The 22,299-nt window shown below is 72.8% G+C and carries 19 protein-coding genes and 1 pseudogene; 10 read left to right on the forward strand and 10 right to left on the reverse strand.

Annotation, left to right across the window (positions count from 1 at the left end; all coding sequences use genetic code 11):
• Nucleotides 1–92: 92 nt before the first annotated feature.
• From ACFC02_RS15610 to miaA, 5 genes and pseudogenes are all read right to left on the reverse strand, one after another.
• Nucleotides 93–1,670: a M1 family metallopeptidase gene (locus tag ACFC02_RS15610; protein WP_376356787.1), complete on the reverse strand. Its 1,578-nt coding sequence runs from the start codon at nucleotides 1,668–1,670 to the stop codon at nucleotides 93–95.
• A 170-nt stretch (nucleotides 1,671–1,840) separates the two neighbouring features.
• Complete coding sequence (locus tag ACFC02_RS15615) at nucleotides 1,841–4,246, reverse strand: RelA/SpoT family protein (protein ID WP_376356789.1); 2,406 nt, start codon at nucleotides 4,244–4,246, stop codon at nucleotides 1,841–1,843.
• A 302-nt stretch (nucleotides 4,247–4,548) separates the two neighbouring features.
• Nucleotides 4,549–5,420 (reverse strand): annotated as a pseudogene (gene dapF, locus ACFC02_RS15620) (diaminopimelate epimerase).
• 177 nt (nucleotides 5,421–5,597) lie between these two features.
• Nucleotides 5,598–6,095, reverse strand: coding sequence for a hypothetical protein (locus tag ACFC02_RS15625; protein ID WP_376356864.1), 498 nt, complete (start codon nucleotides 6,093–6,095; stop codon nucleotides 5,598–5,600).
• Between the two features lie 106 nt (nucleotides 6,096–6,201).
• Nucleotides 6,202–7,140, reverse strand: a complete 939-nt coding sequence (gene miaA, locus ACFC02_RS15630) for a tRNA (adenosine(37)-N6)-dimethylallyltransferase MiaA (RefSeq protein ID WP_376356791.1) — start codon at nucleotides 7,138–7,140, stop codon at nucleotides 6,202–6,204.
• 197 nt (nucleotides 7,141–7,337) lie between these two features.
• On the opposite strand from miaA, the gene ACFC02_RS15635 reads away from it, so the two are divergent.
• Both ACFC02_RS15635 and ACFC02_RS15640 read left to right on the forward strand, forming a co-directional pair.
• Complete coding sequence (locus ACFC02_RS15635; RefSeq protein ID WP_376356793.1) at nucleotides 7,338–7,703, forward strand: hypothetical protein; 366 nt, start codon at nucleotides 7,338–7,340, stop codon at nucleotides 7,701–7,703.
• Nucleotides 7,704–7,727: 24 nt separating this feature from the next.
• A complete protein-coding gene (locus tag ACFC02_RS15640) occupies nucleotides 7,728–8,114 on the forward strand; it encodes an antitoxin (protein ID WP_376356795.1) in 387 nt (128 codons plus the stop codon).
• Between the two features lie 186 nt (nucleotides 8,115–8,300).
• On the opposite strand, the gene ACFC02_RS15645 is transcribed toward ACFC02_RS15640, so the two are convergent.
• Complete coding sequence (locus tag ACFC02_RS15645; protein WP_376356797.1) at nucleotides 8,301–9,014, reverse strand: class III extradiol dioxygenase subunit B-like domain-containing protein; 714 nt, start codon at nucleotides 9,012–9,014, stop codon at nucleotides 8,301–8,303.
• A 248-nt stretch (nucleotides 9,015–9,262) separates the two neighbouring features.
• Nucleotides 9,263–10,783 carry a tRNA (N6-isopentenyl adenosine(37)-C2)-methylthiotransferase MiaB gene (gene miaB / locus ACFC02_RS15650; protein ID WP_376356799.1) on the reverse strand — a complete coding sequence of 507 codons (1,521 nt, stop codon included), beginning with the start codon at nucleotides 10,781–10,783 and terminating at the stop codon, nucleotides 9,263–9,265.
• A 190-nt stretch (nucleotides 10,784–10,973) separates the two neighbouring features.
• On the opposite strand from miaB, the gene ACFC02_RS15655 reads away from it, so the two are divergent.
• Nucleotides 10,974–12,209 (forward strand): glycosyltransferase family 87 protein, encoded by a 1,236-nt coding sequence (locus ACFC02_RS15655; RefSeq protein ID WP_376356801.1) that lies wholly within the window; start codon nucleotides 10,974–10,976, stop codon nucleotides 12,207–12,209.
• Between the two features lie 90 nt (nucleotides 12,210–12,299).
• On the opposite strand, the gene ACFC02_RS15660 is transcribed toward ACFC02_RS15655, so the two are convergent.
• Nucleotides 12,300–12,704 (reverse strand): MazG nucleotide pyrophosphohydrolase domain-containing protein, encoded by a 405-nt coding sequence (locus ACFC02_RS15660; protein ID WP_376356803.1) that lies wholly within the window; start codon nucleotides 12,702–12,704, stop codon nucleotides 12,300–12,302.
• 231 nt (nucleotides 12,705–12,935) lie between these two features.
• Between ACFC02_RS15660 and ACFC02_RS15665 the strand changes: the two genes are divergently transcribed.
• Nucleotides 12,936–13,934, forward strand: a complete 999-nt coding sequence (locus ACFC02_RS15665) for a TAXI family TRAP transporter solute-binding subunit (RefSeq protein ID WP_376356805.1) — start codon at nucleotides 12,936–12,938, stop codon at nucleotides 13,932–13,934.
• A 319-nt stretch (nucleotides 13,935–14,253) separates the two neighbouring features.
• Here the strand turns inward: ACFC02_RS15665 and ACFC02_RS15670 are convergent, their stop codons facing one another.
• Nucleotides 14,254–15,696, reverse strand: a complete 1,443-nt coding sequence (locus ACFC02_RS15670; protein WP_376356807.1) for an ATP-binding protein — start codon at nucleotides 15,694–15,696, stop codon at nucleotides 14,254–14,256.
• Between the two features lie 9 nt (nucleotides 15,697–15,705).
• Nucleotides 15,706–16,392 (reverse strand): response regulator transcription factor, encoded by a 687-nt coding sequence (locus ACFC02_RS15675; RefSeq protein ID WP_376356809.1) that lies wholly within the window; start codon nucleotides 16,390–16,392, stop codon nucleotides 15,706–15,708.
• Between the two features lie 296 nt (nucleotides 16,393–16,688).
• Between ACFC02_RS15675 and ACFC02_RS15680 the strand changes: the two genes are divergently transcribed.
• The 6 genes from ACFC02_RS15680 (at nucleotide 16,689) to ACFC02_RS15705 (ending at nucleotide 22,178) form a co-directional block, all read left to right on the forward strand.
• Entirely contained in the window at nucleotides 16,689–17,465 is a 777-nt protein-coding gene (locus tag ACFC02_RS15680; RefSeq protein WP_376356811.1) for an amino acid ABC transporter ATP-binding protein, read from the forward strand.
• A 303-nt stretch (nucleotides 17,466–17,768) separates the two neighbouring features.
• The gene (locus tag ACFC02_RS15685; protein WP_376356813.1) at nucleotides 17,769–18,602 is read left to right on the forward strand and encodes a glutamate ABC transporter substrate-binding protein; all 834 of its coding nucleotides are present in this window, start codon (nucleotides 17,769–17,771) and stop codon (nucleotides 18,600–18,602) included.
• 76 nt (nucleotides 18,603–18,678) lie between these two features.
• Complete coding sequence (locus tag ACFC02_RS15690) at nucleotides 18,679–19,344, forward strand: amino acid ABC transporter permease (RefSeq protein WP_360963403.1); 666 nt, start codon at nucleotides 18,679–18,681, stop codon at nucleotides 19,342–19,344.
• Nucleotides 19,341–20,228: an amino acid ABC transporter permease gene (locus tag ACFC02_RS15695; protein ID WP_376356816.1), complete on the forward strand. Its 888-nt coding sequence runs from the start codon at nucleotides 19,341–19,343 to the stop codon at nucleotides 20,226–20,228. The genes ACFC02_RS15690 and ACFC02_RS15695 overlap by 4 nt, the downstream gene beginning before the upstream one ends.
• A 175-nt stretch (nucleotides 20,229–20,403) precedes the next feature.
• Nucleotides 20,404–22,005: an FAD-dependent monooxygenase gene (locus tag ACFC02_RS15700; RefSeq protein ID WP_376356818.1), complete on the forward strand. Its 1,602-nt coding sequence runs from the start codon at nucleotides 20,404–20,406 to the stop codon at nucleotides 22,003–22,005.
• 101 nt (nucleotides 22,006–22,106) lie between these two features.
• The gene (locus tag ACFC02_RS15705) at nucleotides 22,107–22,178 is read left to right on the forward strand and encodes a putative leader peptide (RefSeq protein WP_324838480.1); all 72 of its coding nucleotides are present in this window, start codon (nucleotides 22,107–22,109) and stop codon (nucleotides 22,176–22,178) included.
• Nucleotides 22,179–22,299 lie beyond the last annotated feature (121 nt).

Consider the following 22,299-nt stretch of genomic DNA (forward strand, 5'->3'; position numbering starts at 1 on the left):
GGTCGCACGGCACGGCCCGTCTCGTCACGGCGTTATTCCCGGGCGCCGCCCCCTTTCCGCATGCCCTCACCGCTTCCTCCGACGGGTGCCTCTCACTGCCTCCTCCGTGCCACCGCCTGCCGCACGGTCCCGCCCTGCGCGGCCTTCTCGTCGCCCGCCTTCTTGCCGGCCACCTTCTTCGGCGCGGCCTTCGGGGGCGGCGCCTGCGTCCAGTCCGGGTGGCCGGGCATGGGCGGCGTCTTGACGCCGTAGAGCCAGGCCTTGAAGAAGCCGCTGAGGTCACGTCCGGCGACGGCGGAGGCCAGGCGTTCGAAGTCCGCCGTGTTCGCCGTGGAGTCCCGGTGGACGCGCACCCAGGCGCGCTCCAGGCGCTCGAAGGCCGGCCTGCCGATCTCCTGGCGCAGGGCGTACAGGACGAGGGCGGCGCCGTCGTAGACGTTCGCGCGGAAGATGCCGATCTTCTGACCGGCCTTGGGCGGCTTGGGGAGCGCGGGCGGCCCCCCGGCCTCGCGCCAGCGGTCGGAGGCCCCGTAGGCGGCCTTCATGCGGGTCTCCATCGACTTGTGCGCCTTCTCGTCGGCGTACAGGGCCTCGTACCAGGTCGCGTGTCCCTCGTTGAGCCACAGGTCGGACCAGCTGCGCGGACTGACGCTGTCGCCGAACCACTGGTGCGACAGTTCGTGCACCATGACCGACTCCACGTACCACTTCGGCCAGGCGGGGTCGGTGAACAGCTCTCTCTCGAAGAGCGAGAGGGTCTGTGTCTCCAGTTCGAAGCCGGTGCTGGCCGACGCCATGAGCAGGCCGTACGTCTCGAACGGATAGCGTCCGACCTTGTTCTCCATCCAGGCGATCTGGCCGGGCGTCCTGGCCAGCCACGGTTCCAGCGCCTTGCGGTCCTCGGTGGGGACGACGTCCCGCAGGGGCAGGCCGTGCGGACCGGTGCGGTGCAGCACGGTGGAACGGCCGATGGAGACCTGCGCCAGCTCGGTGGCCATGGGGTGCCGGGTGCGGTACGTCCAGGTGGTCGACCGGCCCGCCCTGGCGACTGTGCCGGGCAGGCCGTTGGCGACGGCCGTGTATCCCTCGGGGACGGTGACGTGGAAGGTGAACATCGCCTTGTCGGAGGGGTGGTCGTTGCACGGGAACACGAGGTGGGCGACGTCGGCCTGGTTGGCCATGGCGAGGCCGTCCGTGGTGCGCACCCAGCCGCCGTCCCGGCCCTTCTCGGACACCGGGTCGCTGGTGTGGTGCACCGTGATGCGCATCCGGCTGTGCTCGGGCAGCGGGACCCGCGGGGTGACCACCAGGTCCTCCCCCGCGGTGGCGAACGTGGCCGGCAGGCCGTCGACCTCCACGGAGTCGACCTTGCCGTGTGCGAAGTCGAGGTTGACGCGTTCCAGGTCGTGGGTCACCCGGGCGTCGATGGTGGTGACGGCCCGCAGCGGCTTGCTGTTGTCCCCGGGGTAGGTGAAGGCGAGGTCGTACGACGTCACGTCGTACCCGGGGTTGCCCAGGTCGGGGAAGAGCCGGTCGCCCAGGCCGAGCGCGGTGGGCGGGGCGCTCGCGGCGAGGAGGCAGACGGAGGCGGCGGACGCGGCGGACGCGAGGAGGGTCGCCTTGAGGGTCCCGGGACGGCGCGGGACGCGGGGACGGGGGGTGCGCGGCATGCACCACGGCTATCAGCGCGCGGTGCCGCCACGGCGGCGACGCGCGCCCGTCCCACCCGAACGGGGCCTTCGGGAGTACGCACGGCGCTGCGCCGTGCGCGGAAGCTTCCCGGAGCGCGCGAGCTTGCCCGGGGCGCGCGAAGGAGTGCGCGCGCGTGGTGTGCGCCGGCTCAGTTGCCCGGCGGCTGCGGCTGGGCGCGGCTCACGTCGTAGACGCCCGGGACATTGCGCATCGCCCGCATGAGGGAGGGCAGACGCGCCGCGTCGGGGAGGTGCAGGGTGTACGTGTGGTGGACGCGCTGCTGGGTCGGCGGGGCCACGGTGGCCGAGACGATCTCGACGCCCTCCAGGGCGATGGCCTCGGTCAGGTCGGCGAGCAGGTGGGGGCGGCCGAACGATTCGGCGAGCAGGGTGACGCGGCACGCGGCGGTGTCTCCCCATCGCACGTCGATCTCCGCACGCCCCGCGCTCTTCATCCGCGCGACCGTCGCGCACTCGACGCGGTGCACGGTCACCGCGCCCCCGCGAACGGCGAAGGCGGTGATCTCGTCGGGCGGTACGGGCGTACAGCAGCCGGCGAGCCGTACGGTGACGCGGGGCCGGTCGGCGACGACCACGGTCGCCGTGCCGGCGCGGCCGTCCGGTGCGGGTGACACGGCCCCGTCGGCGCCGCCGATCCCGTCGGCACCCTCGACCAGGTGGCCCCCATCGGCCCTATCGGCCCTATCGGCCCCATGAGGCTCAACGGATCCGTGCGACCCGTGCGACCCGTCCGACCCGTGCGACCCGTGCGACCCGTGTGGCCCGTGCGACCCGTGTGGCCGGTGCGGCCCGTCCGGACTGTCGGATCCGTTCGACCCGGCGGACCGATCGAAGCCCGCCGCGATGTCCGCCGCGCCGCCGGGGACCTCCTCGCGGGTCTCCGGCGGGTCCTCGGCCGGGGCGGGGTGGGCCGCCAGCCAGCGCTGGATGGCGATGCGGGCGACGGGGGTGTGGGCGTGCTCGAGCCACTCCCTGGACGGCTCGGAGGCGGGGTCCTGGCCCATCAGGAGCTGAACGGTGTCGCCGTCCTGGAGGACGGTGCTCAGCCTGGCCAGGCGTCCGTTGACCCGGGCACCGATGCACGCGTGTGCGTCCTCGCCGTACTGCGCGTAGGCGGCGTCCACGCAACTGGCGCCGGCGGGGAGGCCGAGTGTGCCGCCGTCTGGGCGGAAGACGGTGATCTCGCGGTCCTGGGCGAGATCCTCGCGCAGTGTGGACCAGAAGGTGTCCGGGTCGGGTGCCGCCTGCTGCCAGTCGAGCAGCCGGGAGAGCCAGCCGGGCCGGGTCGGGTCGACGCGCTCGCCGTCGGCCGCCGACGCGTCCTCGGCGGGCTGCGCGTAGGGCGCGTAGGGGTTGCCGAGCGCGACGACGCCGGCCTCGGCGGTCTTGTGCATCTGGTGGGTGCGGATGAGGACTTCGACGACCTGGCCGTCCGTGGCCGTGCCCTCGGGCGTGTCCGTGCGGGACGGCGGGAGGGCCACCGCGGTGTGCAGCGACTGGTACAGGTTGAACTTGGGTACGGCGATGAAGTCCTTGAACTCGGCGACGACCGGCGTCATGCAGGTGTGCAGTTCACCGAGGACGGCATAGCAGTCGGCGTCCTCGTTCACCAGCACGAGCACCCGTCCGAAGTCGCAGCCGCGCAGCCGGCCGCGTTTGCGGGCCACGCGGTGCAGGGAGACGAAATGGCGCGGCCTGACCAGGACTTCGGCGGAGATACCGGCCTCGCGCAGTACGCCGCGGACCTGTTCGGCGACCTCGGTGAGCGGGTCGTGCGGACGGCTCGCGTTCTCCGCGATCAGTTCGCGGGTGTGTTCGTACTCCTCCGGGTGGAGGATGGCGAAGACCAGATCCTCCAGTTCGGTCTTGAGCGCCTGCACGCCGAGCCGTTCGGCCAGCGGGATGAGTACGTCCCTGGTCACCTTGGCGATGCGGGCCTGTTTCTCGGGGCGCATGACGCCGAGAGTGCGCATGTTGTGCAGTCGGTCGGCGAGCTTGATCGACATCACACGGACGTCGTTGCCGGTGGCGACGAGCATCTTGCGGAAGGTCTCGGGTTCGGCGGCGGCGCCGTAGTCGACCTTCTCCAGTTTGGTGACGCCGTCGACGAGGTAGCGGACCTCCGCGCCGAACTCCTCGCCGACCTGGTCCAGCGTGACGTCGGTGTCCTCGACCGTGTCGTGCAGCAGGGACGCCGTCAATGTGGTGGTCTCGGCGCCGAGTTCCGCGAGGATGAGGGTGACGGCGAGCGGATGGGTGATGTAGGGCTCGCCGCTCTTGCGCATCTGGCCGCGGTGTGAGGACTCGGCCAGGAGGTAGGCGCGGCGCAGCGGTTCGAGGTCGGCGTCGGGGAAGTGGGCGCGGTGTGCCTCGACGACGTGCCCGATGGCGTCGGGGAGGCGGTCGCGGGCGGTGGGGCCGAGCAGCGCGGCCCGGCCCAGACGGCGCAGGTCGATCCGCGGGCGGGCCCGCCTCCGGGGCGCCGACGGCGCCACCGGGCCCGGGGCCGCAGGGTTTGTGGCATCCGCACTCATGGGCACCTCCGGCTGCGTGGACCGGCGGACGGGGTGCCCCAGGGCGTACGCGGCTCAGGGGTTGGCGTCGGATCCCCCGTCCGGGCCGGTGCTTGATGCTACCGAGCCCAGCACACTCCGCCGACCGCCTCTCGGAGAGCGTGAAACGGATCACCCATTCGAGCGACGGCCCCGGAGGTTTACGGTTTTCGGTCAGGGGTCAGGCGGGGCTCCGTGGATTCCCGCCACCACCTGGGCCGTCGGCCTGGATCATGACCGGCCACGGGACGTCCGGGCCTGTGATGTCCCGGGCAGGTCCGAGGTCAGACAGCCGCTGTTTCCAGCCACTCCGCGTCGATCTCGCCCTCGGCGACGATCACCGCCGGACCGGTCATCTCGATCTCGCCGTCCGGCCGCTCGGTGATGACCAGGGTGCCGCCGAGCACGTCGACCCGGTACGTCACCGGGGTGCCGTTGGCGGTCGGGTCGGCGCCCTCGCGGCGGGCCGCCGCCACTGCGACGGCACAGGCGCCGGTGCCGCACGACCGGGTCTCGCCGGAACCTCGCTCGTGCACCCGCATCGCCACGTGGCGGGGGGCTCTGTCGACCACGAACTCGACGTTCACACCGTCCGGGTAGGCGGCGGCCGGGCGGAACGGGGGCGGGGAGAGCAGGTCCCCCGCGTCCGCCGGGTCGTCGACGAAGGCGACCGCGTGGGGGTTCCCCATGTTGACGTTGCGGGCGGGCCAGGAGCGCTCGCCGGCGCTCACCGTGACGTCGCTCTCGGGGAGCCGGGCCCTGCCCATGCCCACCGCGATGTCACCGTCCTTGGCGATGTGCACCGTCTTCACGCCCCCCCGCGCGTGGCGATGGCGAGATCGCCCTCCGCCGCGTGCCCGGCGTGCTGGAGGTAGCGCGCGAACACGCGTACGCCGTTGCCGCACATCTCCGCGACCGAGCCGTCGCCGTTGCGGTAGTCCATGAACCACTCCGCCTCGGCCGCCATCTCCCGGGCCTCCGGGTGCGCGGCGGCGCGCACGACGTGCAGCACGCCGTCGCCGCCGATGCCCGCGCGGCGGTCGCACAGGGCGGCGACGGCGGCCGGGGACAGCTCCACGGCGCTCTCCGGGCCGGGGACGATCACGAAGTCGTTCTCCGTGCCGTGCCCCTTGAGGAAGGCGATACGGGTGCTCATGCCTCGATCGTACGGGGTGGGTACGACATCACCCCGCTCACGGCCACGGCCGGGGCCTCGCGCGCAGGACCGGCGCCCGCGTGCGCACGCTGCTCAGGTGCGGGGGGCTGCCAAGGTGCGCGCGCCGCCAGGTGCGGGCATCGTCGGCGTGGGGGCCCGTCGGCGTACGGGCCGCGCTCAGCGGAGCCCGGCGACCCGCCAGACCGCCAGGACGACGACCACGGCGACCAGCAGGACGTAGGCGCCGATCAGGCGCCAGTCGGGCCGCCGGCCGGTCCCTCGCGGCGGCAGTCCCGGCCAGGTGTATCCGACGCGACGGGCGGCCATCGTGCCCCAGCCGGCCGCGCAGGAGCAGATCAGCAGCCCCAGCATGGCGATCATCGCTCCGCTGTCGCCGTCGAAGGCCAGCGGGAAGGCGAACATCAGGGAGCCGACGGCGGCCAGGCCCACGATGGGGGCGAGCTGCCAGATACGCAGCCGCCGCTGCGGACGCAGCTCGACCTCGACCTCGGGCCCGGCGAACATCTCCTCGGGCTCCGGGCCGTCGGCGGTGACGCCGCCCTGGGTCTCGTCGGGGCCGTCGGGACTCAGTGAGTCGTCGTCCGGCTCCGGGGCGGCGCGCTCCACGGTGATGCGCTCGGTGCCTTGTGCGGTGTCGCGAGGGCCGGCCTCCATCGCCACGCGCCCTCCCAACTAGGACTCATTCGTCGATCGAAGCTCGATGATGGCACGGCGCCGGAGGCCTGGATGACGGCCTGGGCTTCCCGATGCCATCACGTGATCAGGCTGTAACCGGTCGTTCGACCAACGCCAGCGCCAGGTCGGGAAGTTCCCGGAGGTCCGTGGCGCCCCCGCTCAGCCAGTGCACGCGCGGGTCGCGCCGGAACCAGGAGTCCTGGCGGCGCGCGAAGCGTTTGGTGGCACGCACCGTCTCCGCGCGCGCCTCCTCCTGTGTGCATTCGCCCGCGAGCGCCGCGAGGACCTGCTGGTAGCCGAGTGCGCGGGAGGCCGTGCGCCCGGCGCGCAAGCCGTGCGCCTCCAGCGCGCGCACCTCCTCCACGAGCCCGGCGTCCCACATCCGGTCGACCCGGCGCGCGATGCGCTCGTCCAGTTCGGGGCGCGCCACGTCGACGCCGATCTGCACGGTGTCGTAGACGGAGTCGTGGCCCGGGAGGTTCGCCGTGAAGGGCTGGCCGGTGATCTCGATGACCTCCAGCGCGCGGACGATACGGCGGCCGTTGCCGGGCAGGATGGCCCGGGCGGCCTCCGGGTCGGCGGCGGCGAGGCGCGCGTGCAGCGCCCCGGAGCCGCGCAGCGTCAGCTCCTCCTCCAGCCGGGCCCGCACCTCGGGGTCGGTACCGGGGAACTGGAGGTTGTCGACGGCGCCGCGGACGTACAGCCCGGAGCCGCCGACCAGGATCGGCCAGCGCCCCTCGGCGAGCAATGCGTCGATGCGTTCCCGGGCGAGCCGCTGGTACTCGGCGACGGAGGCCGTGACGGTCACGTCCCAGACGTCCAGGAGGTGGTGCGGGACACCGCCGCGCTCCTCGGGCGTCAGCTTGGCGGTGCCGATGTCCATCCCGCGGTAGAGCTGCATGGAGTCGGCGTTGACGACCTCACCGCCGAGGCGTTGGGCCAGGAAGACGCCGAGATCGGACTTTCCGGCCGCGGTGGGGCCGACGACGGCGATGACTCGGGGGGCGGGGGGTGCGCTGCTCACCGCACCAGTCTCGCAAACCTCCGGCGGACGCCTCGAAGGAGTTACGTGACGGCGCACGCGCGGGGTCGTTGCCCGTTGCGAGGTTCCCGCGGCCGGACGCCGGCGGGCGGATGCCGACGGGCGGTGGTACGCGCACCGCGTACAGACGCACCGGGCCACGCGGGATGCCGCCCGCACGAGTAACGTATGGAGTTGATATGGGCGTTTTTGCGCGACTTTTTCGGAGGTCGAAGGCCACTGAGGAGGCGTCGGTCGCCGAGGAACCGGCCGACACGGCGAAGGCCGGTTCCGGGACGGACGGCGGTGCCGCGGACGGCGATGACCCCAACGGCAACGGCCCGGAGAGCGACGTCACGGACGGCGGTGTCGCCGACGACGCGGCGGACGCGGCGAAGGACGCGGTGAACGCCGCGGGGCCGGACGCCGGCGGAGACAGTGCCGTGAGTGCCGGCACCGTGGTCGAGGGGGCCGGGAGTGCTGGTGCCGGGGGTGTGGAGATCCCCGAGCAGCAGTCCGCCGACGAGGCGGCCGAGCACGGAGCCGGCGAAGGCGCCCGCACGTGACTCTCCCGTCAGGGAAGGTGAACCATGGGTCTGCTGGACAACGTCAGGGCCAGGCTCGGCCCGGCCAGGGACAAGGTGTCGGACCTCGCGCAGCGGCACGGGGGCTCGATCGAGCACGGGCTCGACAAGGCCGCGAGGGTGGTCGACGAGAAGACCAAGGGCAAGTACAGCAACAAGATCCACGCGGGCACGGGCAAGGCCAAGGAGGCCATGGACCGGCTCGCCCACCCGGGCACGGCCGGCCCCGGCGGCGCCGGCCCGGGCGAGGCCGCCGGGACGCGGGCGGCGCCGGGGCCGGCACCGGGTGGTTCGGGAACGGGCGGTCCGGCCGACTCCGGTCCGGCGCCGGGCGGCACCACCGGGCGGGCGGCACCCCAGGAGCCACCGCAAGGGCCACCGCCCGTGTCCTGAGCAGCTGGAGACGGTGGGTGACCGACGACGTGCGGTCGGTGACCGAGGGCGGGCGGCCCGGAGCGAAGCGCCTCCCGGCCGCCCGTCGTCCGCCGTCCTCTGCCCGCCGGCCACCGCTCGCCGCCTGCCCCTCCGCCCGTCGCGCGCCGCTCGCCGCCGCTCACCCTCGGGGCCGGTGCCGGTCGCTCAGGACCAGGCGGCCACCAGATAGCCCACGCCGTACGGCGCCTCGTCGTAGAGGAGCGCCCCGGAGAGGCCCGTGCCCTCGGCCGCGCCCGCGAGCACCTGCCAGGGGGCACGGCCAGACGCCTTGAGTTCGTAGGCCAGTTCCACGTCGAGCGCGATGAGGGCCGCCACGTCCGCCGCGCCGAGTGCCCGGGCGGCCTCCGCGTCGAAGGGCTCGGCCCGTTCGTCGAGGTACCCCGGCGCCTTCAGCGACCGGCAGGCACTGCCGTCGCCCATCACCAGCATGGCCACCCGCTCCGGGCGCGAGGCGATGTCCCGCCCGGCCGCCACGCACCGTTCCGTAGCCAGCGGCTCGCCGACGCCCAGCCCCTCGACGGGGGTGCCGGACCAGCCGGTCCGCTCCAGCAGCCACGCGGCGACGGCGAGCGAGGTCGGCAGCGCGCGCTCGGGTGCGCTGCCCGTGTCACTGCCCAGCCGTACGTCCAGGTCCACGCCGAAACCGTGGAACGAGCCCCGGGCGCCCTGCGGGTGCGGGCCGCGCCCGGACTGCTCGGCAGGACCCACGACCACCAGCCGGTCCGGCCGTGCGGCGGCGAGCACCCCTAGGGCGTCCGCGCACGCGGCGCGCGCGGCGTCCAGTTCGGGCGCGGCTCCCTCGGCGACCGCGGGCACGAGGAGGGGCGGGCAGGGGCAGACTGCGGCGGCGACAAGCATGATCGGCAGCGTAACGCGGAACGACGACCGCCGGACTGCCCTCCTCCCACCCCGCGTGCACGACCGGCGACCTGCTCCCGCACGAGGGGCGGCCGGCGCCGAGCGGCCGGCAGGAACGGCCGACGCCGCGGCGACCGGCGACCGGCATGCACACCGGACACCCGGCGTCCGACAGCAGGCGGCAAGCGCCAGGCGTCAGGCGTCAGGCGGCCAGGCGAGGGATTGCCCGGCGGAGTGCACGCGAGGGGTCAGTCGCAGCCGCAGCCACTGGTCGCCGCGACCGGAAGCGGCTCCGGTACGCCGATCTTCGGCAGCCCCAGCATCACGCCCGCCGGCTTGGCCGCCGCCTCCGTCGTGCGCTTCTCCCAGGCGTCTCCCGCGCGCGTGCGCCGCACGCCGAGCACCGGACCCTCGGCGAGGAGGTGGTGCGGCGCGGCGTAGGTGACCTCGACCGTGACCACGTCGCCGGGGCGGACGTCCTGGTCCGGCTTGGTGAAGTGGACCAGCCGGTTGTCGGGGGCGCGGCCGGACAGGCGGTGCGTGGCGCCGTCCTTGCGGCCCTCGCCCTCGGCGACCATCAGCTCCAGCGTGCGGCCGACCTGCTTCTTGTTCTCCTCCCAGGAGATCTCCTCCTGGAGGGCGACCAGCCGCTCGTAGCGTGCCTGGACGACCTCCTTGGGGATCTGGTCGTCCATCTCTGCGGCCGGGGTCCCGGGCCGCTTGGAGTACTGGAAGGTGAACGCCTGCGCGAACCGCGCCTCGCGCACGACGTGCAGCGTCTGCTCGAAGTCCTCCTCGGTCTCGCCGGGGAAGCCCACGATGATGTCGGTGGTGATCGCCGCGTGCGGAATGGCGGCGCGCACCTTCTCGATGATGCCGAGGTAGCGCTCCTGGCGGTAGGAGCGGCGCATCGCCTTCAGGACCGTGTCGGAGCCGGACTGGAGCGGCATGTGCAGCTGCGGCATGACGTTCGGCGTCTCGGCCATGGCGGCGATGACGTCGTCGGTGAAGTCACGCGGGTGCGGGGAGGTGAAGCGGACGCGCTCCAGGCCGTCGATCGTCCCGCAGGCCCGCAGCAGCTTGCCGAACGCCTCGCGGTCGCCGATGTCGGAGCCGTAGGCGTTGACGTTCTGGCCGAGCAGCGTGATCTCGGAGACGCCCTCGCCGACCAGCGTCTCGACCTCGGCGAGGATGTCGCCGGGACGGCGGTCCTTCTCCTTGCCGCGCAGCGCCGGGACGATGCAGAAGGTACACGTGTTGTTGCAGCCGACCGAGATGGACACCCAGGCCGCGTACGCGCTCTCGCGCCGCGTCGGCAGCGTGGAGGGGAACGCCTCCAGGGACTCGGCGATCTCGACCTGCGCCTCCTCCTGGACGCGGGCGCGCTCCAGCAGGACGGGCAGCTTGCCGATGTTGTGCGTGCCGAAGACGACGTCCACCCAGGGCGCCTTCTTCACGATGGTGTCGCGGTCCTTCTGCGCCAGGCAGCCGCCGACCGCGATCTGCATCCCGGGCCGCTGGGTCTTCTTCGGCGCGAGGCGGCCGAGGTTGCCGTAGAGCCGGTTGTCGGCGTTCTCCCGGACGGCGCAGGTGTTGAAGACGACGACGTCCGCGTCACCGTCCGCCCCCTCCGGGGCCCGCACGTAACCCGCGTCCTCGAGCAGCCCGGCCAGCCGCTCGGAGTCGTGGACGTTCATCTGGCACCCGTAGGTGCGGATTTCGTAGCTGCGCGTGACGCCCACTTCTCGGCTCCGGTCGATGCTGCTCATGCCCATAAGGGTAGGCGCTCGCGGAAGTGCACCCGGACGGCCGAGTCACCGGGGCGCGCGGCGCGGCCACGGGGGCCGCGACACGACCGGTCGTTGGCTCCGGGCCGGGCGCCGCGGGACCAGAATGGGGCGGATCAGCTCATAGCGGTGCTTCCCGCTCACGGCAGCCCCTCCCGGACAGGTACGTGTGATGCAGCTTCGTGACGTCCTGCGGTCCTCCGCCCCGGACGCGGTCCCGGCCGCCGCGCTGCGGGGGTGGCTGCTGCGTCCGGCCGGGGCGGCCTGGGTCGCCCTCCTCGCCACGGTCCTGGTGGCCCGCGCGGCACACGTGGCGGTCGTGCACGCCCAGGGGGGCATGGACAACGCCTTCGTCGTCCGGGCCGGGCAGGTGTGGCTGCACGGCGGTGCCCCGTACGCCGACCGGCGCTTCCTGTACCTGCCCAGCGCCGTGCTCTTCGCCGCGGGTCAGGCGGCGCTGCCCGCGGGCGTACTGAGGGTCGCCGCGCCCGTGGTCTGCGTCGGGCTGGTCGTGGCCGGCTGGTGGTGTGCCGTGCGGCTGTTCCGGGTTCCGGCGCGGAGCCGGTTCGCGGTGCTGGGGCTGCTCGGCCTGGTGCTGTGCTGGGCTCCGGTCGGTCACCTGGTCGACCTCGGCAACTGGACCGCCGTCAGTGTCCTGGCGCTGCCGCTGGCGCTGCTGCTGGCCGACCGCGGGCGCTGGGGCGTTGCCGGGCTGGTCCTGGGCCTGTCCGTGGCGGTCAAGCCGCTGCTCGTGCCCGTCGCCGTCCTGCTGGTCCTGGCCCGGCAGTGGCGGGCGCTGACCTGGATGGTGACGCTGCCGCTGGCGCTGTCCGTGGGAATGGCGCTGGTCATGCCGGACCCGGGCGGCTTCTTCACCCGCACCCTGCCGTTCCTGCTCAGGGGCGGTGACGCCCTGATGCGACCGTTCGACTGCTCGCTGCCCGCGGTGCTGCCCCGGCTCGGGGTGCCGCCGGCCCTCGCCGAGGTGGTGGCGCTCGCGGCGGCCGCGGCCGGCGTGGTGTGCGCCTGGCGGCGCTGGCGGCGCGCGGACCCCGGTCCGGCGCGGCTCGCGGACACGGCCGCCATGCTCATGCTGGCGTCGTACCTGGTGTCGCGGCCGTCCTACGAGCACTATCTGGTGGTGGTCGTGCCGCTGCTGGTCGCCGGGGCGTTCGAGGCCGGGTCCGTGACGCGCTCGCCGTGGTTGTGGGCCGCGCTGGTTCCGCAGGTGCCGGAGTTCGCGTTCCCGCACCTGGAGGCGTCGACGCGGCGGGCGTTCAGGGACGTGGTCGCCCTGTGCGGGCTCGCACTGGTCCTGGGCGTGCGGTGCGCACGGCGCAGACCGCCCCGGCGTACCGCACGACGGACCGGCGATCCGGTGGCGGAGCTGTCTGGGCCGGTGCGCTGAGCCGGGCCGGTGCGCTGGGGTCGGACCGGTGCGCTGGGGCGGCCGGGCGTGCCGAGTCGGCTCGGTCCGCCGGCGCAGTGCCGGAACAGGTCAGGCGGACTCGGGTTCCCAGCCCTGGCGGCGCAGCACCGCCGCCACGTCCGGGGCCTCGTAGTGGTCCCCCTTGAGCACCTTGCCGTCGGCGCGGCGGGCGATCCGGCCGTCGGGGCCGAGCTTGGTCATGTTCGAGCGGTGGATCTCCGCGATCACCTCGTCGAGGTCGATGCCGTGCACCAGCGCCGTGCCGTAGGCCACGTACACCACGTCGGCCAGTTCGTGCGCCAGCCGGTCGAGCGGGCCGTCGACCGAGACCTCCGCCACCTCGGCCGCCTCCTCGGCGAGCAGTTCGCCCCGGTGTTCCGCCAGTTCGGGCGACACCTGGGCCGGTGTGCTGCGGACGTCGAGCCCGAAGGCCTGGTGGAACTGACGGACGAGGTCGGCGGGCGAGGTACTCATGCGGCGACTTTAACCTTCGCCTCTGACAGCCGGACCGGCCGCGACCGCGACCGCACCCGTCCGAAGGCCGTGCCGCCCGGCTCCCCCCGGAGTTCCACCAGCCGCCCTCCCCGCCCCCGAGTCCCCGCAGCCGTCCTCCCCGCCCCCGGAGGGCCCACCAGCCGTCTTCTCGGGCCCCGGCCCGGCACACGGGCCTGGTCAGCTCCGCACCCGGCTGGCAGGATCGCGCGCATGTCCAAGCTGTTCCCCTCCGTCGGCAGACGCCGTGCTCTGCAGGGCGCGACCGTCGGCGCCGTGGTCCTCGGACTGCTGCTGTGGTGGCTCCTGCCGTGGAGGGAGAGCCCGCCGACGGGGACGATCGCCCTCAGTACGGGGACCACGCGCGGCGTCTACCACGAGTACGGCGTGCGGTTGCGCACCGCGTTCGCCAAGGACATGCCGGACCTGAAGGTGCGGTTGCTGACCAGCGACGGTTCGCAGGAGAACGTCAGCCGTGTGGCGACCCGCAAGGCCGACTTCACGATCGCCGCGGCCGACGCGGTGGAGACGTACGTCCTGGACCACGGCCCGGGCGCGGCCGGGCTGCGCGGCGTCGCCCGCCTCTACGACGACTACGTGCAGCTCGTCGTGGCGCGTGACTCGCCGATCCGCTCGGTGGCCGACCTGCGGGGCAGGCGGGTGGCGGTCGGGCCGCCGGAGTCGGGAGTCCGGCTGATCGCGGAGCGGGTGCTCAAGGCCGCCGGTATCGACCCGCACACGGGCATCCGGCCCATGGCCGACGGTATCGACACCGGGCCGGGCCGGCTGCGTACGCACGCGATCGACGCGTTCTTCTGGTCGGGCGGGCTGCCCACGGACGGGCTCACGCAGCTCGCCTCGAAGTTCGCCTTCCGGTTCGTGCCGATCGACGCCGGCCTGGTGGCCCGGCTGCACGCCGAGGGCGGCGCCACGCGCTACTACCGCGCGACCAACATGCCGGAGTCGGCGTATCCGGCGGTGCAGGACGGCTCGACGGTGCCGACCATCGCCGTGTCCAACCTGCTCATGACCCGCGAGGACGTGGATCCGCGGCTCACCGAGTGGCTGACCCGGGCCGTCATCAAGAGCCGCGACGAGATCGGCGCCCACGTCCACTCCGCCCAGCTGGTCGACCTGCGCACCGCGATCTACACCGACCCGCTGGTCCTGCACGAGGGGGCCCGGCGCTACTACCGGTCCGTCAAACCCTGAGACCGCCGCCCCGGCACACACTCGGACCGCCAGGCCATCACCCCGGCACACACTCGGACCGCAAGGCGTCCGTTCCGGCACGCCCACGAACCGTCGGGCCCTCGCCGTGGCGGGGCCGAGGGTGATGCCCGGGCCCCGTCCTGGTACGCCCGCGGCCCCTCGGGTCCCCGCCCCGGTACGCCCGCGGCCTGACAGACCCCGCTCCGGGCACGCCCGCAGCCCCAACAGACCTTCGCCCCGGCACGCCCACGCGCCCTCGGCCCCCTCCCGGCGCGCCGCGGGACCGCCAGACCCCACCCCCGGTACGCCCACGGCCCCCTCAGTCCCCCGGCAGGCCGATGCGCGGTCGTGGGCGGGGGTCCGTCCTGGGGACGGTCACCGTCACCCTCAGCCCGCGCGGCTCCTCGGCGCGGTGGGCCGCGTACGCGAGGGAGCCGCCGCCCGCCGCGAGCAGCGCGCGCGAGATGGACAGGCCGAGCCCGGAGCCCTTGATGTTCTGGTGGCGGCCGCTGCGCCAGAACCGGTCGCCGACGCGGGCCAGTTCCTCGTCGGTGAGGCCGGGGCCGTGGTCCGCGACCACGACCGTGGAGGTGTCACCGCCCCCGGAGACGGTCACCTCGACGCGCTCGCCCTCCGGCGTGAACTTCACCGCGTTGTCGATCAGCGCGTCCAGCGCGGACGACAGCGCGACCGGGTCGGCCCAGGCCGTGGTGGCCGGGCACTCCCCCACCAGCCGCACCCCCTCGGCCTCGGCGGCCGGCGACCAGGCGGCCACCCGCTCCTCGGTCAGCTCCCCGATGTCGATGAGCTGGAGGTCGGCTTCGGCGTGCTCGGCGAGCGCCAGGTCCAGCAGGTCGTCCAGGACCTGGGCGAGCCGCTTGCCCTCGGTGCGGACCGAGGCGATCTCCTCGTTGCCCTCGGGCAGTTCGAGGGCGAGCAGTTCGATGCGCAGCAGGAGCGCGGCGAGCGGGTTGCGCAGTTGGTGGGAGGCGTCGGCGACGAAGGCGCGCTGCTGTTCCAGGACGTCCTCGACGTTGCCCGCCATCTCGTTGAACGACCGGGCCAGCCTCCTGAGTTCCGGCGGTCCGCCGGCCACCGCCACCCGGGACTTGAGCCGTCCGGTGGCGATGTCGTGCGTGGTGGCGTCGAGCACCCGTACGGGCCGAAGCACCCAGCCGGTCAGCCGCAGGGCCGCGCCCACCGCGACCAGCATGGCGACGGTCTCGCCCGCGCCGAGGATCAGCCAGTCCCGCAGGGTCCGCGCGCGCGTCTGCCCGGTCGGCGAGTCGGTGACGACGACCGCGACGACGTCACCGTCCCGGATGACGGGCGAGGCCACGACGAGCCAGTGCCGCTGCCAGGGCCAGACCTGCTCGGGGTCGTGGCTGCGGCGGCTCAGCTCGGCCTCGTCGAAGGCCGCGCGGACCTCGCCCTCGGCGGGCAGGGCCCAGTCGGCCGGCGCACTGGCCATGGGCGTCCCGGTGCGGTAGAAGACGCCGGCCCGGATGCCGTAGACCTCGTGGTAGCTGGCGAGTTCGCGTCTGAGCGTCTCCAGGCGCTCGTCGGGGACGGTGCGGCGGGAGCCGGTGGGCGGGTCGGTGACGAACTGGGCGAGGGCGGCGAAGCGTGCCGTGTCGTCGATGCGGTCGACGACGGCCTTCTGCTGTTCTCCGGCGGCCAGGCTGACGGCGAGCGGGAAGCCGAGGGCGAGCAGCACCGCTGCCATCAGGACGATCAGCAGCGGCAGCAGTCGTGTGCGCACCCGTGCCCGCTACCCGGCCGGCGCGACGAGGCGGTAGCCGACGCCGCGAACGGTCTCGATGAGGGCCGGCATCCGCAGTTTGGAACGCAGGGAGGCGACGTGGACCTCCAGAGTGCGCCCGGTCCCCTCCCAGCTGGTGCGCCACACCTCGCTGATGATCTGTTCGCGCCGGAAGACCACTCCGGGGCGCTGGGCGAGCAGCGCGAGCAGGTCGAACTCCTTGCGGGTCAGCTGGACGGCCGTCCCGGCCACGCTCACCTGCCGGGTGGGCAGTTCGATGCGGACCTGGCCGAGCCGCAGGGCGCTCTCGCCCGCCCCGCCCGGGTCCTCGTGGACGGTGCGGCGGCTGACGGCGTGGATGCGAGCGAGCAGTTCGCCGGTGTCGTACGGCTTGACGACGTAGTCGTCGGCGCCGAGGTTGAGGCCGTGGATGCGGGAGCGGACGTCGGACCGGGCGGTGACCATGATCACCGGGGTGCCGGTGCGCTTGCGGATCTTGCCGCAGACCTCGAAGCCGTCCTGGTCGGGCAGGCCGAGGTCGAGCAGGACCACGCTGAAGCAGTCCCCCTCGGGGACGAGTGCCTGCAGTGCCTCCTCGCCGCTGCGGGCGTGGGTGACGTCGAAACCGTGCCGGGCCAGGATCGCGGACAGTGCGGCGGCGACGTGGTTGTCGTCCTCGACCAGGAGCAGTCTCAACCCGGGCCCCTCCCGTTCATCGTCATGTCGTCATACGTCGGGCGCAGCGAAGCGGTGTGCACGCGCGCGTGGATGCACGATGGCAGTCACGCCGATGGACGAGGACGTCGTCAAGAGGCTGCCGGTTGCGCGCCCGCTGTCGTTATCCAGCCGGTACGCGCTCCGGGGCGACGTACTACGACGCGTGTCCGATCGCTATCGGATCGTGATGCTCAGATGTACCTCAGATGTAATGACGCTGGTCGCGCGGCATGGCTACTGTCCTCCGAAACCGATGAGGACGGAGCCTGAAAGCGATGACCGAAGTATCGGTGGCCAAGGAAGACGTGGCCTCGACCGGCGATCTGGTCGTCCTGAAGAGCGTCAACAAGCACTTCGGCGCGTTGCACGTGCTCCAGGACATCGAGCTGACGATCTCCCGCGGCGAGGTCGTCGTGGTCATCGGGCCCTCCGGGTCCGGGAAGTCCACCCTGTGCCGCACCATCAACCGTCTGGAGACCATCGACTCCGGCACGATCACGATCGACGGCCGCCCGCTGCCCCCCGAGGGCAAGGAACTGGCCCGGCTGCGTGCCGACGTCGGCATGGTCTTCCAGTCCTTCAACCTCTTCGCGCACAAGACCGTCCTGGAGAACGTGACGCTGGGCCAGGTCAAGGTCCGCCGCACGGACAAGCAGGCGGCCGAGGAGCGGGCCCGGACCCTGCTCGACCGGGTCGGCGTGGGCGCGCAGGCGGACAAGTACCCGGCGCAGCTCTCCGGCGGCCAGCAGCAGCGCGTGGCGATCGCGCGGGCGCTGGCGATGGAGCCGAAGGTCATGCTGTTCGACGAGCCGACCTCCGCGCTGGACCCCGAGATGATCAACGAGGTCCTGGAGGTCATGCAGCAGCTCGCCCGGGACGGCATGACGATGATCGTCGTCACCCATGAGATGGGATTCGCCCGATCGGCTGCCAACCGGGTGGTCTTCATGGCGGACGGCCGGATCATCGAGCAGGCTGCGCCCGACCAGTTCTTCAGCAATCCGCGCAGCGACCGGGCCAAGGACTTCCTGTCGAAGATCCTGCACCACTGACGGCCCGCGCCGCCCGCGGCCCGCACACCGGCGGACCAAGGCGCGTCCTCGGGGGGGGAGGCGCCCGCCGATGGACGCACCGCCCGCGGACCGCACGCACCCCTGACCGCCCCGACCACCGCGCCTGCCGGTCTTGCCCTGCCCGTCCGGCACGCCCGGTCCGCTCACCCCGCCGGTGCCCGTCAGCCGCTCGCTCCGGCACCCGTGCCGGCCTCTCGTTTGTGCCCCCGCGGCGCCGACACCCCCGAGCGGGGGCCCGGCTCCGCACCGGGTCCTTGAGCCTTTCAGCAAAGGAAGTTCAGCATGAAGCTCCGCAAGGTCACCGCCGCCTCGGCCGTCGTGCTCGCCCTCGCCGTCTCGGCGACGGCGTGCGGTTCGGACAAGAAGGACGGCGGATCCTCCGGTGGCGGCAAGAAGATCGCCATCGGCATCAAGTACGACCAGCCCGGTCTCGGCCAGAAGACGCCGCAGGGCTACTCCGGCTTCGACGTGGACGTGGCCAAGTACGTCGCCAAGAAGCTCGGTTACAACGAGGACCAGATCGAGTGGAAGGAGTCGAAGAGCGCCGACCGCGAGACGATGCTGGCCCGCGGTGACGTGGAGTTCATCGCCGCCACCTACTCGATCACCCCGGAGCGCGAGAAGAAGGTCGACTTCGCCGGCCCGTACCTGCTCGCCCACCAGGACGTCCTCGTCCGCGCCGACGACGCCTCGATCAAGTCGGCGGGCGACCTGAACAGCAAGAAGCTCTGTTCGGTCACCGGTTCGACGTCGGCGCAGAACGTCAAGGACAAGCTGGCGCCGAAGGCGAACCTGCTGAAGTACCCGACGTACTCGGCCTGCCTGAACGGTCTCCAGAACAAGGCGATCGACGCGCTGACCACGGACGACTCGATCCTCGCCGGTTACGCCTCCCAGGCCCAGTTCAAGGGCAAGTTCAAGCTGGGCGGCCTCAAGATGACCAACGAGAACTACGGCATCGGCGTCAAGAAGGGCAGCGACCTCAAGGCCAAGATCAACAAGGCGCTGACGGACATGGTCTCGGACGGTTCCTGGGAGAAGGCCGTGAAGGCCAACTTCGGCCCGGCGAACTACCAGTACGAGCAGGCGCCGAAGATCGGCGACGTCAAGAGCTGAGTCAGCGCCCGCCGGGCGTGCCGCTCCCCCAGGGGCGGCACGCCGGGGCCCACCACACGCGGAAGCGCGGGAGATCGTGTTCGACTTTCTTGAAGGCTACGACCTGCTGGGGGCCTTCTGGGTGACGGTGCAGCTCACCCTGCTCTCGGCCGTCGGTTCCCTGGTCTGGGGCACCCTGCTGGCCGCCATGCGCGTCGGTCCGGTGCCGCTCATGCGCGGCTTCGGCACCGCGTACGTCAACATCGTGCGGAACATCCCGCTGACGGTGATCATCCTCTTCACTTCACTGGGCCTGAACCAGACCCTCGGCGTCCGCCTCGGCTCGGAGAACTTCGACACCATCAACTTCCGGCTGGCCGTGCTCGGACTGATCGCCTACACCTCGGCGTTCGTCTGCGAGGCGATCCGCTCCGGCATCAACACGGTGCCGGTCGGCCAGGCGGAGGCGGCCCGCGCCCTCGGGCTGAACTTCACCCAGGTGCTGACGCTGGTGATCCTGCCGCAGGCGTTCCGTTCGGTCGTCGGCCCGCTCACCAACGTCCTGATCGCGCTCACCAAGAACACCACGGTGGCCGCGGCGATCGGTGTGGCCGAGGCGGCCCTGCTGATGAAGGAAATGATCGAGAACGAGGCACAGCTGCTGCTGATCTCCGCGGTGTTCGCGTTCGGCTTCGTGTGCCTGACGCTGCCGACCGGTCTGATCCTCGGCTGGGTGAGCAAGAAGGTGGCGGTGAAGCGATGAGCGGCTCGGTGCTGTACGACGCGCAGGGGCCCAGGGCCAAACGGCGCAACGTCGTCTACTCGATCGTGTTCGTTCTCGCCCTGGCGGCGCTCCTGTGGTGGGTCTACCAGGGCCTGAGCGACAAGGGGCAGCTGGACTGGGAGAAGTGGAAGCCGTTCTTCTCCGGTGGCGAGGCATGGACCACGTACATCCTGCCGGGTCTGAAGAACACGCTGATCGCCGCCGCCCTGTCGATGGTCATCGCGCTGCCGCTGGGCGCTGTCTTCGGTATCGCGCGCCTCTCCGACCACGCCTGGGTCCGGACGCCGGCCGCCGTGATCGTGGAGTTCTTCCGTGCCATCCCGGTGCTGATCCTGATGATCTTCGGGAACGCGCTGTTCGCCCAGTACACGAACGTCAGCTCGGACGACCGGCCGCTCTACGCCGTCGTCACCGGCCTGGTGCTCTACAACGCCTCGGTCCTCGCGGAGATCGTCCGGGCGGGCATCCTGTCCCTGCCCAAGGGGCAGGCGGAGGCCGGTCAGGCCATCGGTCTGCGCAAGACCCAGGTCATGACGTCGATCCTGCTGCCGCAGGCGGTCACCGCGATGCTTCCGGCGATCGTGAGCCAGCTCGTGGTGATCGTGAAGGACACCGCGCTGGGCGGCGCGATCCTCACCTTCCCCGAACTGCTGGCGTCCGTCTCCCCGATGAGTTCCTACTACGGCGCGAACACCATCGCCAGCTTCACCGTCGTCGCCGTCATCTACATCGTGCTCAACTTCAGCCTCACCAGCTTCGCGAGCTGGCTGGAGCGCCGGCTGCGGCGCGCCAAGAAGTCCACCGGGACGGTGCTCCCGCCGGCGGCGGTCTCGAGCGCGGAGTCGACAGGGGTCGCCGCCTGACGGACGGTCATGCGGCGTGCGGCACACGGGGGCAGCGGAGTGATCACCGCTGCCCCCGTCACTTGACGCAAGCAGCGGCAGTGGGTTGCATACGTTCTGTGATCGTGCACCCTGCTCCGACCGTTTGTTCACGTCTGTCCGTCAGGACACCGCCGCGGGCAGGGGGCGCCGCGCCGTGGATCCGGTGATCGTCGTCGGAGCGGGGCCCGTCGGGCTCGCGCTCGCCCTGGCGCTGGCGCGGCAGCAGGTGCCGTCCGTCGTACTCGACGAGACCCCGGGCACTCAGGCGGTACGCGCCGCGCGCACCGTCGTCCTGCGCGAGGACACCGCCGCCTTCGTGGAGCGGCTGGCCGGGGTGCCGCTCGGCCAGGTCGGGGTGCGCTGGTCCGGATGGTGGTCGATGCGGCGCAAGCAGGTGACCGGCGAGATCGCCTTCGGCGAGGCCGATCCCGCGCCGCTGCACATCGCCCAGCACGACCTGACCGGGGCCCTGCGCGCCGCCGTGGCCCATGAGCCGCTGATCGAACTGGCCACCGACAGCAGGCTCGACGCGGTGGAGCAGGAGACGGCGGGCGTGAGCGCCCACACCCGTGGCACGACCGGAACCTGGTGGCGCGGCAGCTACCTCGTCGGCTGCGACGGGCCGCGCTCGACCGTGCGCAAACTCCAGGACATCCGCTTCCCCGGCCGCACCGCCGTCGAGCGCTACGCCGTGGCCGCGCTGCGCACCGCGCTCCCCCGGCCCGAGGAAGCGTTCCTCCACCGGAACCCGCCGTGGCGGACGTCCGGCCCTTCGGCCGGGGAGATCACCGCGCGTCCGCTGCCGGACGGCGTCTGGCGCCTCGACTGGCTGCTGCCGCCCGGCAAGGACCTGGTCACCCCCGAACTGCTGATCGCCCGTATCCGCGAGACCCTCACCGGCTGGACCGGCGAGGCCTCGCCGGCCTACGACCTCGTGGACACCGGTGTCCACACGGTCCACCACCGGGTGGCCCGCCGCTGGCGCGCGGGGCGCGTCTTCCTCGCGGGGGACGCGGCGCACCTGCTGGGCGCGTTCGGCACGCAGGGGCTGGACGAGGGGCTGCGGGACGCCGGCAACCTCGCCTGGAAGCTGGGTCTGGCGTGGCACCACGGCCCGCACGAGGCGCTGCTCGACAGCTACCAGACGGAGCGGCGGGCGATCGTCGCCTCCCGGCTGCGCGCCGCCGACCAGTTGCTGCCGGTGCTGCGCGGGGGCGGCGGGCTGCGGTCCTACGTGCCCGGCGCGGCGCGCGGACACGACGCGTCCCTCATGGACGGCCACCTGGGGCGCGGAGCACTGGGCGCGCCGGGGGCGTACGCCGACTCGCCGCTCGCGCCCCCGCGCTTCGACACGGAGGCCCCGGTCGACACGCCCGTGGGGGCACCGGTCGCGGACGTGGTGGTGACGGCGGAGGACGGCTCGTTCGTGCCGCTGCGGGACCTGCTGGGCCGCGGCGTCCTGCTGGTGGTGCTGGTGGCGCCGGGCACGGTGGTGTGGGAGCGCCGGCACTGGGTGGGCGCCGGGATCATGCCCCGGCTGGCCGCCGCGGTCACCGCGCTGCCGCACCGCGCCGAACTGCTGGTCGCCGAGAGCTACCCGGGCGCGGCCCCGCACACCGTGCTCCTGGTACGCCCGGACGGGCACCTGGTCACCGCGCTGAGCGGGGTGCGCCCCGCCGACCTGTACACCGCGGCCGAGGCCACCGTGGGCGGGACGGCGTCCGCCGGTGCCCGCGCCGAGGCGGGCGCCCGCTGAGGCGCCGGCCGGCCACTCACCGTCACCGCGGTCCGTATGGTGACGGTGAGTTGACCGCTTCCGGCCGCCGTGGTCTACTCCGCATCGTGACCGACACCGATGTGCGCCTGTGGCGGAGGGTCCATATGGACCTCGTCCGCTATGCGGGCTGCGTGTGTCGCCCGGCCTGCTGAATTCGCACCTCTTCCCCTTCCGCACGCGCCGCCACAGCGTCCACTGCGCTGTTCCGTCCCGTTCACCGCGCTGCCTGGCGCGGTGGTTGCGGGGAGCGCTCGCGTGCGTTCCGCGAACCCT

The organism is Streptomyces sp. NPDC056160 (assembly GCF_042268205.1).
Taxonomy (GTDB): domain Bacteria; phylum Actinomycetota; class Actinomycetes; order Streptomycetales; family Streptomycetaceae; genus Streptomyces.